Below are 13,023 nucleotides of genomic sequence, written 5' to 3'. Positions count from 1 at the left end.
ATCATATCCCTCTTTTCACAACATGTTTGTGAAGAACGTAAAGAAAAAACGGTGCACCTAGTAAAGCTGTTATGGCACCAGCAGGCAATTGAGGTTCTTGATTAAATGACGGGATTGGAAGAGCCACGATCAGATTTTGAGCAACAAAGTCAGAACCTGAGAGTATCAAAGCAGAAATCAAAATACTCAATGGAAAACTTTTACGAGCATCCTCTCCAACAAAGCGTTTGGCAAGATGCGGTCCAATTAAGCCAATAAACCCGATAGCACCCACTACCGATACGGCACCTGCAGTCAGGACAGCTGAGAGACCTAGTAATAATAGGCGTGTTTTCGTAACAGACAAACCCAAAAGTGAAGCTTGTGTATCACCTAATCTTAATCCGTTCGTTAAACTTGCTGATAATAACCCAAGCGTAATGCCGATAAATGCAAATGGGAGAATAATATAAACATGAATCCAAACTCTTCCATTTAAAGAGCCAATAATCCAAAGTAGAACACTCCCCATTGCCTCTTGTCTCGTTAAGAGGATAAAAGATGTAGCGGCTTGGAGGATTGAGGATATCAAAACACCAATTAATGCAATATGTACGCCTCCATTCCCCGCTTTGTTACTCATATAAAACACCAAAAGCGTGACAATTAAACCACCTACGCAAGCAAATACAGGTAATACGCTTGATGTTGTTAAAAATGAGGGTGCAATTGTAATAGCTAGTATTGCAGCAAGTACACAGCCACTGGTCACCCCAATAATACTTGGCTCAACAAGAGGATTTTTAGTAATACTTTGCAAAATAACACCAGCCAAACCTAGCATTGAGCCTGCAAGCACAGCAATAATATAGCGCGGTAGACGGAGCTGCATGACAATTTGCTCGACGATTGGACTAGCTTCATCTCCCTTAAAAATTAACAAAAGCTCAGATAACGAAATAGATGTTTTCCCAAAAAGCATCGTCGCTATCCCAATAGCCAAAATGCTTATAACTAATATAACGTACAGACGCCACTCTTTAGAAAGGAATAGATGCCTCAAGTCCTCACACTCCTTCTGTAGAGTAGTGTAAGAAAGAGGCTGCCACCAATAATAGTCGTCAACAAACCAACAGGCAACTCAATTGGATATAATAATGTACGCATTAACAAATCCCCTGTTAGAAGAAGAAATCCACCTAATAGCGCTGTTATTGGTAATCCTAGTGCTGAATTTGTCGTACGAAGCAATCGCTTTGTTAAATGTGGTGTGATAAGTGATATAAACCCGATTGGTCCACAATTAGCTACTACAACCGCTGTTAATCCTGCACTTATCACAAGCAATAGGATTTTCATTTTTATCACGGATGCCCCTCTACCTACCGCCGCTTCATCCCCTAAACGAAGGACATTAAGGCTTCTTGCACTCCCTAATGCTAGTGGCACAAAAATGATAAACCAAGGAAGCAAATTAAATACATGGCTCCAATTTCGAGCAGACAAACTGCCAGCCAAGTAAAAAAACAATAATCCTATTTGGTTTTCTTTCCCTAAGGCAATAATAATGATAATAAGTGCATTTAAAAATGCAGAAACTGCTGTACCAAGTAGAATGATACTTCCTCTCTTAAAAGAATTTTTGGCACTTCCTATAACGAATCCACCTGCAATAAGGCCACCCGTGAGTGCCAGAAAAGGTTGTACTATAAATAGGACTGGCAAACCAAAAACGGTGATAAAAGCCATCACAAAAGATGACCCAGCAGTCACGCTAATTAATTCAGGGGTGGCAAGGTCATTTTGGAAGGTTTCTTGTAAGACATGTCCGGCTAAGGCAAGCATCACCCCAGCCATAATTGCCATAATAGACCGAGGCATCCGAATTTCCCAAACGGATATCCGGTGAATCTCCAATTCAAATTGATTTGTTAGAACCTGACCTAAGGTAACCAAATCTAGTCTTGGTTCGCCTAATTGCAATGACAAGATGAATATGTAAATTATTAATAAAAACAAGGGTGTCCCTACATAAATCGATTTGTATATTCTCTTGTTTACCATTTTTTACGATTCCAAATCAGGATACAGAAGTTCCATTGCCTCATCCAATATAATGGTTAACGATCCTATTCCCCGACCATTTGCCCAAATATTTGTTCGAACTTCATGGACGTCATCTGTTTTTACAGCTTTTAGTTCCCCCCATACAGGATTGCTCGCCAATTGCTCAGAAAGAGATGGTGAATCATCCCCGAAACGAAAGGTTTCCACAAACAAAATGTCGGGGTCTTGCTTCAAGATTTCTTCTAAAGATAATTGTGCACTCCCACTACTATGACCACCGTCACCATTATCGGTCTTCCAAGGATAGTTAGCAATTTTCTTTATCATAGAACCAACAACAGATGTTTGCGTATCTATACCAAAATTAGTGTCAGATCCATACATAATAAGGGCTGTTCGTTTTTCAGTTACACGATTAATTTGTGTTTCAAAATGCGTTTTAAATGATTGAACTGCCTGTTCGGCTTCAGCCTCTTTATCAAGGGCCTGTCCTAAGGCCATTACAAATTGGATCGAATCCTCATACGTCTCTGGTGATACAATATACAATGGAATCTTATCTCCTAGTGCCTCTCTGATGTTCTCGTGAACCCCACCTAAGCCGATTACGAGATCAAGCTCTTGCAGAAAGATATCTTCCACATTCGGTTCAAAAAAAGAACCTCCTATTGTTGGAATTGAAGTTGCTTCATTACCGAAAAATTCGGGTTCACTTGTAATACCATCACCTGCTACAGCAGCAGGAGTGAGTCCCAATTGCTTTAACGTGTCTACACATATTTCTGTCAAACAACCGATTCGTTCTGGTGTTGAGTTGAACACTAGCTCTGTTCCCATATCATCTATTAATTTTACTGTTTCATCTTCTCCATCAGCTCTATCAAATTCAGCATTATTCGTGGTGGAATTTGAACATGCAGAAAGAACGATTGCTATACATAAGCAGAAAAATAAGTTTCGGTTCATCATTTAAATCTCCCCTAACCCTAAATCGTAACGATTACTATTTACATATTAATTCATTTCTATTAATACGTAAAGTTAATTGTTGATTGGATAGGGGGCATATACACCTGAATCAGGTGATCTGTCTATTCTAGATTATCAGAGACCCTTTCTATATTTTTTACGCAAAAAATATAGATCTATAACAAACACACCAATTGGTTCCTGCTTTTACTAAATGACAATACTGATCCGGTTACACTTTAGGAGGATTCATACATTTTTGATATTTAGCTACTTACCTTATCAGGGTTCAATCAAAAACCTCATTTACCTATGGTACGGTTCACCGTGGTTATTTAAGAGGCAAAAAAGGCATTGGTAAACTGATCTTACCGGTGCCTTTTTATAGTTTGATCTACATTAATTCGTTTTACTTATACATACTTTTTTTATGCTTATTTAGAGGATTTCTGCCACTTCTCTTGTTTCATTACGATGTTTCCGTACTCTAAATGGCTTGATTGGTGATGGCAGATAGTATGATTTAGTGGTGTTTACCTTAACTCCAAAATAGCATTAAGCCACTTAAAACTCATTTATTATTGTGATACCTTTTTCCAGTCTGCTGCAAATTTATCAATCCCTTGATCTGTTAATGGATGCCTTGAAATTTGTTCAATTACATTGAATGGAATAGTCGCAATATTAGCACCAGCTAATGCTACACGTGTAACGTGATCAGGATGACGAACGGAAGCCGCAATAATTTGTGAATCGATCTTTTGCAAGTGGAATAACTCAGCAATTTTCGTGACTAATTGAACTCCATCTTCAGAAATATCATCTAATCTACCTAAAAATGGGGAAACATAGGTTGCCCCAGCTCGTGCAGCTAAAAGAGCTTGATTTACCGTAAAGATAAGGGTTACATTAGTTTTAACACCCTTTTTCGTGAGATATCTACAAGCTTCTAATCCTTGTAAAGTCATTGGAAGCTTAATTGTTATTTTCTTATCACCATTGTTAATTTTAATCAATTCCTCAGCTTCTGCAATCATTTCATCAGCCATTACAGCATTAGGAGTTACTTCTGCAGAAACAGACTCAATATCTGGAACTAATTGGCAAATTTCCGCGATTCGATTTTCAAATTTTATTCTTTCTTTAGCTACTAAGGAAGGATTTGTAGTGACACCTGATAATACACCAATTTTATATGCTTTTTGAATATCTTCAAGATTTGCAGTATCAACAAAAAATTTCATCTTCTTACTCCTCCAATTTTTATTTTTTTAATCGATAGATGTTGTGATCAATTCAACTTTTCCTAAGGCATTCATTCATGTAGGATCCAAACGAGCAAACTAAAGCCAAGCAAAATATCTGCTTCCCTTCTAGTTATAAGTCCACAGCTTTTGCAGCCATTCGGCTTCCATTCGGTCGTATACACTTGGGGAACCCCGCGTTGGAGATGTCCACCAATCGTTACTTTTGTCTCTAAATTTGTTTTCTGCTGAATACTTTACTAACTCTTTTCGTTCTGCTTTTCCCACACCTTCAGAAACTAATAAAGTACTGTGAATTTTTCCCCTCATTCATTCCCTTGCAGAATTCGTCATTAAAAACGTCAACATCTTGCTTCAGTTTCTGGAATATTTTTTTCTGCTACTAGATACACACCTGACCAAATCGCGATATACCTTGAACACCGTCCGACTACCTCAATAACATAGGTCTGTACAATAGAGGGACCATACCGCCAAGGACAATAAACCCATCACTTCCTGTTTCCTTCAGTTGAACTTTATCCTTTTTCTGAAAATATAATGTTTTGAAAACCTCGTCCCTACACAAATATGAAAAATATGTTACCTCCGAAAAACTTGTTGAGAAGACCTGTAGCGAGGTACGAATGAGGAGGTTCGCAGATATTCGCGAAATAGAAATGGATTCCCTTTCTCTAAAAACTTCAACCAAAAGATTAACAAAATTCACTTCTCAATCATTGTTGCGCTTTGTTGTTTTCGACGATATGTAACTAAGTCTTTTATCGTAATCATCTTTAATTGAAATTTATTTGATATCTTTATTAAATCTGGTACACGTGCCATCATTCCGTCTTCTTTCATAATTTCACAAATCACACCAGCTGGCTTTTCACCAGCCAATCTTGCTAAATCAACGGCTGCTTCTGTATGACCGGGTCGACTTAGAACTCCTCCTTCTTTCGCAATTAATGGAAAGACATGGCCAGGACGGCGAAAATCAGATGGGGTTACATCCTCTCGTAACAATGCTCGGATCGTATCAGAACGTTCTAGAGAACTAATACCTGTTGTTGTTGTCTTATAATCAATACTAATTGTAAAAGCGGTACGATGCACATCTGTATTGTTATCCTGTCTAACCATGAGGTCTAGCTCAAAATTTTCAGCTAGTTGTTTTGATATAGGTGTACAGATTAACCCTCGTCCATGAGTAGCCATGAAATTGATTACTTCAGGTGTTGAGTATTCTGCCAATGACATAATATCACCTTCGTTCTCACGATCTTCATCATCACAAATAATAATAACTTTCCCGTTTTTCAAATCTTGTAATGCTTCTTCAATTGTATGAAACATGTTGTCACCTAGCCTTTTCCCTTATGAGAGTTATGTTGATTAAAACAGTAGCAGAATTCCTATTGGGTAATTCTGCTACAAAAAAAGAGTTATCTTGCTGGTTTTTTCACTTTTTGATTCACTTACTCACAATACGTTAGACATTATTTAAGAAGGCTTTTAAATTGAGAAATGACATTCACTACTGTAAAGCCATATTCATCGATAAGTTTTTCACCAGGTGCTGATGCTCCAAATTGGTCTATGGTTAATACAGCTCCATGATCGCCAATATATTTGCTCCAACCAAGGGATGCACCCATTTCAATTCCTAGACGTGCTCTAACATGTTTTGGAACCACACTTTCTTGATATGGTTTCGGTTGTTTTTCAAAACGATCCCAACTCGGCATACTAATTACTGATACATAAATACCTTCTTTCTCCAGTGCCTTTTGGGCTTCAACCGCTAGAGACACTTCAGATCCAGAAGCTAATAGAAGGCCGCTTCTTTCTCCATTTGCTTCCGAAATAACATATGCACCTTTCTTCACGCCTTCATATGCCTTTTCAGAATCAACAAGGGTCGGTAAATCTTGTCTAGTTAAAACAAGAACTGTCGGTTCATTGGTACTCTCTATTGCAAGCTTCCAAGCAGCAGCTGTCTCATTCCCATCAGCTGGTCTAATTGTAGATAAGCCCGGCATGCAGCGTAACGATGCTAATTGTTCTATCGGTTCATGTGTTGGTCCATCCTCACCGACCGCAATACTATCATGTGTAAAGACATATGTAACAGGTAGCTTCATTAAAGCTGATAGGCGGATAGCGGGACGTAAGTAGTCTGAGAAAACAAAGAATGTGGCACCAAAGACTTTTACGCCACCATGCAATGCCATTCCATTTACGGCTGCACCCATTCCAAATTCACGAACCCCAAACCATATATTACGGCCGCTATAACTTGCACTACTAAAGTTTTCCTCTCCTTTTAATAGAGTTTTATTTGATGATGCTAGATCTGCTGATCCCCCCAAGAGTTGAGGTGTATGTTTTGAAATTGCATTTAAAACTTCTCCACTTGACGCACGAGTCGCTAACTTATCTTCTCCAACCTTATAAGAAGGAATAGCAGCATCCCACCCATCTGGAAGCTCTCCATAAATGGCTATTTTTAATTCCTTCGCAAGACTTGGATATAATTTTTCGTATATTGAAAATAGTTCATTCCAAGTCTGTTCTTTTAATTCCGAGGATTTCTTTATTTCAGCAAAATATAATTTCACTTCTTCTGGCACATAAAAATTTTCACTATAATTCCATTTATAATGTTCTTTAACTAGTTTAATTTCTTCTTTTCCAAGAGGAGAACCGTGTGAAGTAGATCTTCCAGCTTTGTTTGGAGACCCGTATCCAATCACTGTTTTCACTTCAATCAACGTCGGCTGTTCTGTGTTTGCTTTTGCCTCTGTAATTGCTCTTGCGATCGCCTCTAAATCATTGCCATCTTCAACTCGAATGACTTGCCAGTTATAAGCTTTAAAACGGTCTTCAACATTTTCACTAAACGACAAATTAAGATCACCATCAAGTGAAATATCGTTTGAGTCATATAAAACAATTAATTTTCCTAGTTTAAGATGACCAGCTAATGAAGCAGCTTCTGCTGACACACCTTCCATTAAATCTCCGTCTCCACAAATGCTGTATGTAAAGTGATCAATCACATTTAAGCTTTTTCGGTTATAAGTTGAAGCTAAGTGTCTCTCAGCCATAGCCATTCCTACTGCCATTGCAATACCTTGCCCTAACGGACCTGTTGTTGCATCGATACCTGGTGTATGACCAAACTCAGGATGCCCTGGAGTTTTACTTCCCCATTGACGGAAATTTTTCAGATCATCTAATGAAACGTCATATCCAGTTAAATGAAGTAAGCTATACAATAACATCGAACCATGACCAGCTGATAAAACAAAGCGATCACGATTAAACCAATTCGGATTGCTCGGATTATAATTCATAAACTTTGTCCAAAGCGTATACGCCATCGGCGCTGCACCCATTGGCATACCAGGATGACCAGATCCTACATTTTCAATTGCATCAATAGAGAGCGTTCTAATTGTTTGAATAGATAACTGATCAATATCCAACTTTTCTCTAATCATATTGATTCCTCCTTGCAAAAGCATATATTATCTCTTTCTTTTAGAAAATTTAAATTTTCCTACTCAACCTAGATAAATAAAACTTAACTATTTATAAGATGTACCGTTTCCGTACACCGTAAATTTTTATCTAATCCACTTATCACCATTGAATGAGTAATGTATTTTTTTTGATCACTTCGAATCCCTTTTAGCAACATATTACTTGTAATACCGGTTGCTATAAAAGCACAATTATCCGTACCTACTAATTGTTCAAGTCTTAATGCTTGATTCGGATCCTCAATCCCCATACTTTTACATCTGTCATATTCCTCTTCTGTACTAGGTAAAAGCCTTGCTTGCATATCTCCACCTAAGCTTTTGATCCCAACTGCTGCTAAAACACCTTCGGGAGCACCTCCAATACCAACAAACAAATCAATATTCAATGAATCAATACATGTAGATATCGCAGGAATAACATCACCATCTTCAAACAAGTATGTCTTTGCACCCATGCTTCGAATGATTTCTATCCACTTCTGATGTCTTTCTCGATCCTGGATAATGACTGTCAACTCATTTAGTTGCTTTTCACTTGCTTTTGCAACCGCATACAAATTGTCTTCAATTGTTGCATTTATATCAATTTTGCCCGCTGCCTTTGGTCCAGTCGCTATTTTTTCCATATACATATCTGGTGCGTGAAGTAATGTTCCTTTTGGTGCAGCGGCAATTACTGTAATAGCATCATTTTGCCCCTTCGAAGTAGACGTGGTTCCGTCAATTGGATCTACTGCTAAATCAACTTTTAGACCTGTCCCTGCTCCTACTCTTTCACCAATGTAGAGCATGGGAGATTCATCAATTTCACCTTCACCAATTACGACGACACCATCCATTTGTATCTTATTCAATAGGTTTCTCATGGAGTTTGTTGCGGCTCTATCAGCTTCAAATTTATTTCCAGTTCCAACCCATGGCAATGATGCAAGAGCTGCTGATTCTGTAACATGTAAAAAATCATATATTAATTGATTCATTGGAGCATCCTCCCTTTTAAACTACTTATAAGTAATGTTATAAGTTTCGTTATTATAAAAAACTTAACTGCAAGTGCTAGAGGAATCTTCCTTACCCGTATAAAACTCTTTTTCTATTCCAACAATTCTATCTACTTTACGTTGAGAACCACCAGCCCAATGGGAATTTAAATAAGCTGAAACAATCTTTTTTGCAAGTTCTTCCCCAACAACTTGGGAGCCTATCGTAATAATTTGAGCATCATTACTTAATTGTGCTCTTTCAGCGGAATAAACATCATGGGTTTGAGCTGCTCTGATACCTGGATACTTGTTGGCAACTATACACATACCAATTCCTGTACCACAAAGTAAAATCCCTCTTTCTACAACCTTATTACTTACTCCTTCAGCTACTTTCAACGCTACATCAGGGTAATCAATTGCACTTTTTGAATAGCAACCATAATCCTCGACTTCGTTACCTGACTTCTCAATAAATCTTTTTAATACCTCTTTTAAATCAAATGCATTGTGATCGCATCCAATTCCAATTTTCATTTTCGCATCCCCTTTCATTTGTTTGCAAAAAAGCTTTGTATTATATTTTTTAACTACCATCATTCTATTACATTTATTTTTATTTTTCAATATTTATTTTCATTTACTTTTGTTTTTAAGGTGAATATAAATACATTCTATAAAATTAAATATAGTATACGCTTGCTATCTCGAGATCTATTGATTAAAATTGAATTATAATTATAAATAAGGATATATAACTTACCTTGTTTTTAATTATTTTTATTTTCATTTACATTCAATTGGCTAATAAAAGAGGGATTAAAATGGATAAATTATTTGCTAGCGAAAGAAGACAATTAATTTTAAATTTACTCGAAGAAAAAAAACGAGTTACGGTTAAAGATTTAGCAAAAGGTGTTAATGTTTCCGAAGCTACATTAAGAACGGATTTAAACGTTCTAGAAGAAGAAGGCCTATTAACCCGGACGCATGGTGGAGCTGTTTTAAATGAAGATTTTTCATCATCAAAGAAAAGTTTTTCTGAACGTGAAAAGAAAAACCGTGATTCAAAAATAATTATTGCCCAAAAAGCTGTCCAGCTTATTGAGCAAAAAGATTGTATATTACTAGATGCGAGTACAACCGCCCTCGAATTGGCAAGGTTATTAAGAGAATCCAACTTACATATCACCGTTGTAACAAACGGAATATCAACTGCTATCGAGTTGAAAGAGAATCCTGGAATTAATGTCATCTTAATAGGTGGGATGGCAAGAATGGGGTCGATGGCACTTGAAGGATCACTAGGAACAAGTATTTTAAATAAAATCAATATAGACACCATGTTTACATCAGCAAGTGGATTCTCTATTGAAGAAGGACTAACAGACTTTAATGTCTATGAAGTAGAGTTAAAAAGGATAATGGTTGAAAAGGCTAATAAAGTTGTTGGAATGGTAGATTATACAAAAATAGGAACAAGCTCAATAGCTACTTTTGCTACATGCGAAAAAATTGACACAATTATTACTGACAAAAAATTTGATGATTCACTTCTTAAAGAATTGTCTAATCATAATATAAAAGTATTTTAAGACCCGCTATACTAACAAAAGAACAAGGATGCTCCTTAGGAGTATCTTTGTTTTATTATCAACTATAAAGATGCTTCTCAAGCTCATGTAACAGAACTGTAAAGGTTTCCAAATCCCAAGCAGTTCTTCCGACAAAAAGACCATTTACATCTTGGTGATTAATATATTTTAAGAAATTATCTAAATTAACACTTCCGCCGTATAATAATGGTATTTCATACCCACTTTCCAGGAACATTTCAACTAATGTGTGACGTAAAAAGGTATGAACCTCCCCCACATAATTAGAATCAGCAGGAATTCCTTTTTCACCAATTGCCCAAACAGGTTCATAAGCGACTAGAACCTGTTTAGCATCTTCTTCAGATAACCCTTTTAGGCATACTTTTAACTGTGCAGCAAGTATTTCAAAAGAAATGAAGTTATTTTTTTGTTCAATCTCTTCACCAATACAAACCAGCGGCTTCATCCCATGCTTTAATGCAGAAACTACTTTTTTATTAATATCTGAATCGTTTTCATTGTAATATTGTCTTCGCTCTGAGTGACCTAATTCAACCAGGTCTATCCCTATTTCATTCAACATTCTTGGTGAAATTTCACCTGTATATGCTCCTTTATCTTCCCAATGCATATTTTGCGCACCAAGTTTTATCCTTGTTTCCGCAACTTCTTTCTTTATATCAACTAAAGCTGTAAAGGAAGGAATAATAAATAACTCAATATTCGAAGTTAATTCATTTGCTACTTGTTTAAGTTCCTTTGTGTATGAAATTCCTTCTCCAATTGTTTTTGTCATTTTCCAGTTAGTTCCAACCCAAATCTTACTCATTGCCTTGTCCTTCTAACCATTCCTTCATTGATTTAATGATGATCGAAACAGTTGTAGCACCAGCATCCTGATGCCCAATCGCTCTTTCGCCTAATGATTTTGCCCTTCCAAACTTTGCAACATAATCCTTTGTATTTTCAACGCCTTGGAGAGCTGCAATTTCTGCTTGTTTAAGCCCTTCTACTAAACTCTCATTTTTATTAGCACAAACTTTCAAAGTTTCAACCACAGGTTGAAATGCGTCAATCATTGTTTTGTCTCCCAAATCCGCCTTACCACGGAGCTTTATTGCTTCTAGAGCCTTATCGTAAATACTAGCCAATAATTGTAAATCTAAAGAAGTCTTTGGCTCTAAACCTTTTATCCCTCCAACAAACATTGTCCCAAATATTACCCCTGATGCTCCACCCATTGATGAAATCATTGACATACCCACTGTTTTAAAAACATCATTTACCGTTGTGAATTCATTTGCCTTCAGATTTTCTGCTGCCTTCGTAAATCCAACAGACATACCAATACCATGATCTCCGTCACCGATAGCGCTATCAATTTTTGTTAGGAGAGGTTTACTTTCAATTACCTTTTCACCTACATATAAAAACATATCTTTTACTTGACTCGCTGTAATACTGTTTGCAGTTTCAATTGACATTATTTAACACCCTCTCTGATCTTTTGTGTTTTTTTATAATAGGGTGCGCTTGCAGGAGCATCATATAACTCTTTTAACTCGACATCTAATTTTAATAACGTAATTGAAAACCCACCCATTTCTTGCGTTGTACAGTAACTGTTTACGTCCATATCATAAATATCAATCTTTTTTTTGTTTAATAATTGGGCAACTCTACGATTAACAATAAGCAACTCTAATAATGTAGTAGAACCTAAACCGTTTACATAAACAGCCACTTCATCACCTGGTTGTATATTGCTTTCTTCTAATAATTTTTCTGCTAGCTCATCTGTAAGTTCATCCGCACTCATTAATTTCGTACGTTTCAGTCCTGGTTCTCCATGGATCCCCATTCCAAATTCAATCTCATCATCACCTAACACAAATGGAGGTTCTGTTTCTCCAGGAATTGTACCTGGTGCTGTGGCTACACCAATGGAAAATGTTTGATCTGCCGCCTTTTGAGTTACACGTGTTACTTCATCTAATGACCAACCTTTCTCAGAAGCTGCGCCTGCAATCTTGAGAACAAATACATCTCCTGCAATCCCTCTACGGTCACCTTTTCGTTCCGCTGGAGCAGAAGCCACATCATCTGTCACTAAAACGGTTTTAGTTTGGATATCATCAAACTCTAACAACTCGGATGCCATATCAAAATTAAGAACATCACCCGCATAGTTCCCATATACGAATAAAACACCTTTTCCTCGATTCACTGCTTTTGCTACATGCTGAACAGTATTGGGTGTTGGTGCTGCAAATACATTTCCAATGGCCACCCCATCAGCAAGACCCTCACCTACAAACCCCAAAAATAATGGCTCATGTCCACTTCCGCCACCTGATACGATCGCAACTTTTTCTTTAAGGTCTTTACGTATAATTCCGTTTACATTTTCAACTTTTGTTATTGAGTCTTTAAAAGCGCACATATATCCTTCAATTGCTTCTTGAACAACATGACCGGGATTGTTTATAATCTTCTTCACTTGCCAATCCTCCTTATACCCACTCGAATTTTTGATATATTTTATTTATTTTTATTTACTTTCATTTTTTATTTTAATCTTTTATATATTTTCTGTCAATTTACAATTCATAATTTCTATTAACATCAT

General features: G+C 36.9%; 11 protein-coding genes and 1 pseudogene. 1 reads left to right on the top strand and 11 read right to left on the bottom strand.

Annotated features, from left to right (window positions below; translation table 11 throughout):
• Position 1 precedes the first annotated feature (1 nt).
• From L1611_RS13625 to rpiB, 8 genes and pseudogenes are all read right to left on the bottom strand, one after another.
• Positions 2 to 1,042, bottom strand: a complete 1,041-nt coding sequence (locus tag L1611_RS13625; RefSeq protein WP_236314071.1) for a FecCD family ABC transporter permease — start codon at positions 1,040 to 1,042, stop codon at positions 2 to 4.
• Positions 1,039 to 2,043, bottom strand: coding sequence for a FecCD family ABC transporter permease (locus tag L1611_RS13620; RefSeq protein WP_236314069.1), 1,005 nt, complete (start codon positions 2,041 to 2,043; stop codon positions 1,039 to 1,041). Before L1611_RS13620 ends, L1611_RS13625 begins: the two co-directional genes overlap by 4 nt.
• A gap of 3 nt (positions 2,044 to 2,046) precedes the next feature.
• Positions 2,047 to 3,015 carry an ABC transporter substrate-binding protein gene (locus L1611_RS13615; RefSeq protein WP_236314067.1) on the bottom strand — a complete coding sequence of 323 codons (969 nt, stop codon included), beginning with the start codon at positions 3,013 to 3,015 and terminating at the stop codon, positions 2,047 to 2,049.
• A gap of 578 nt (positions 3,016 to 3,593) precedes the next feature.
• Positions 3,594 to 4,259: a fructose-6-phosphate aldolase gene (fsa, locus tag L1611_RS13610; RefSeq protein WP_236314065.1), complete on the bottom strand. Its 666-nt coding sequence runs from the start codon at positions 4,257 to 4,259 to the stop codon at positions 3,594 to 3,596.
• A gap of 750 nt (positions 4,260 to 5,009) precedes the next feature.
• Positions 5,010 to 5,618, bottom strand: a pseudogene (gene ribB / locus L1611_RS13605) (3,4-dihydroxy-2-butanone-4-phosphate synthase); the annotation flags it as partial.
• A gap of 143 nt (positions 5,619 to 5,761) precedes the next feature.
• Positions 5,762 to 7,768: a transketolase gene (gene tkt, locus L1611_RS13600; protein ID WP_236314063.1), complete on the bottom strand. Its 2,007-nt coding sequence runs from the start codon at positions 7,766 to 7,768 to the stop codon at positions 5,762 to 5,764.
• Positions 7,769 to 7,851: 83 nt separating this feature from the next.
• A complete protein-coding gene (gene glpX / locus L1611_RS13595; RefSeq protein ID WP_236314061.1) occupies positions 7,852 to 8,793 on the bottom strand; it encodes a class II fructose-bisphosphatase in 942 nt (313 codons plus the stop codon).
• A gap of 63 nt (positions 8,794 to 8,856) precedes the next feature.
• Positions 8,857 to 9,333: a ribose 5-phosphate isomerase B gene (rpiB, locus tag L1611_RS13590; RefSeq protein WP_236314059.1), complete on the bottom strand. Its 477-nt coding sequence runs from the start codon at positions 9,331 to 9,333 to the stop codon at positions 8,857 to 8,859.
• 287 nt (positions 9,334 to 9,620) lie between these two features.
• Between rpiB and L1611_RS13585 the strand changes: the two genes are divergently transcribed.
• Complete coding sequence (locus L1611_RS13585) at positions 9,621 to 10,391, top strand: DeoR/GlpR family DNA-binding transcription regulator (protein ID WP_236314058.1); 771 nt, start codon at positions 9,621 to 9,623, stop codon at positions 10,389 to 10,391.
• A 58-nt stretch (positions 10,392 to 10,449) separates the two neighbouring features.
• Here the strand turns inward: L1611_RS13585 and L1611_RS13580 are convergent, their stop codons facing one another.
• Genes L1611_RS13580 through L1611_RS13570 form a run of 3 tightly spaced genes read right to left on the bottom strand, consistent with a single transcriptional unit; the run spans position 10,450 to position 12,894 of the window.
• On the bottom strand, positions 10,450 to 11,223 hold the full coding sequence (locus tag L1611_RS13580) for a triose-phosphate isomerase (RefSeq protein ID WP_236314057.1): 774 nt from the start codon (positions 11,221 to 11,223) through the stop codon (positions 10,450 to 10,452).
• Positions 11,216 to 11,878, bottom strand: coding sequence for a dihydroxyacetone kinase subunit DhaL (gene dhaL / locus L1611_RS13575; protein WP_236314056.1), 663 nt, complete (start codon positions 11,876 to 11,878; stop codon positions 11,216 to 11,218). Before dhaL ends, L1611_RS13580 begins: the two co-directional genes overlap by 8 nt.
• Complete coding sequence (locus L1611_RS13570; protein ID WP_236314055.1) at positions 11,878 to 12,894, bottom strand: dihydroxyacetone kinase subunit DhaK; 1,017 nt, start codon at positions 12,892 to 12,894, stop codon at positions 11,878 to 11,880. Before L1611_RS13570 ends, dhaL begins: the two co-directional genes overlap by 1 nt.
• Between the last annotated feature and the right edge of the window lie 129 nt (positions 12,895 to 13,023).

It is taken from the genome of Pseudalkalibacillus salsuginis, from assembly GCF_021646685.1.
Classification (GTDB): Bacteria; Bacillota; Bacilli; order Bacillales; family Fictibacillaceae; genus Pseudalkalibacillus; species Pseudalkalibacillus salsuginis.
This window is presented reverse-complemented; position numbering and strand designations above follow the sequence as displayed.

What these genes read in the sequence shown, in the direction of transcription:
- dhaL (WP_236314056.1), bottom strand. Translation starts at nt 11,878, where the DNA reads ATGTCAATTGAAACTGCAAACAGTATTACAGCGAGTCAAGTAAAAGAT.
- L1611_RS13580 (WP_236314057.1), bottom strand. Translation starts at nt 11,223, where the DNA reads ATGAGTAAGATTTGGGTTGGAACTAACTGGAAAATGACAAAAACAATT.
- glpX (WP_236314061.1), bottom strand. Translation starts at nt 8,793, where the DNA reads ATGAATCAATTAATATATGATTTTTTACATGTTACAGAATCAGCAGCT.
- L1611_RS13615 (WP_236314067.1), bottom strand. Translation starts at nt 3,015, where the DNA reads ATGATGAACCGAAACTTATTTTTCTGCTTATGTATAGCAATCGTTCTT.
- tkt (WP_236314063.1), bottom strand. Translation starts at nt 7,768, where the DNA reads ATGATTAGAGAAAAGTTGGATATTGATCAGTTATCTATTCAAACAATT.
- L1611_RS13620 (WP_236314069.1), bottom strand. Translation starts at nt 2,043, where the DNA reads ATGGTAAACAAGAGAATATACAAATCGATTTATGTAGGGACACCCTTG.
- fsa (WP_236314065.1), bottom strand. Translation starts at nt 4,259, where the DNA reads ATGAAATTTTTTGTTGATACTGCAAATCTTGAAGATATTCAAAAAGCA.
- L1611_RS13585 (WP_236314058.1), top strand. Translation starts at nt 9,621, where the DNA reads ATGGATAAATTATTTGCTAGCGAAAGAAGACAATTAATTTTAAATTTA.
- rpiB (WP_236314059.1), bottom strand. Translation starts at nt 9,333, where the DNA reads ATGAAAATTGGAATTGGATGCGATCACAATGCATTTGATTTAAAAGAG.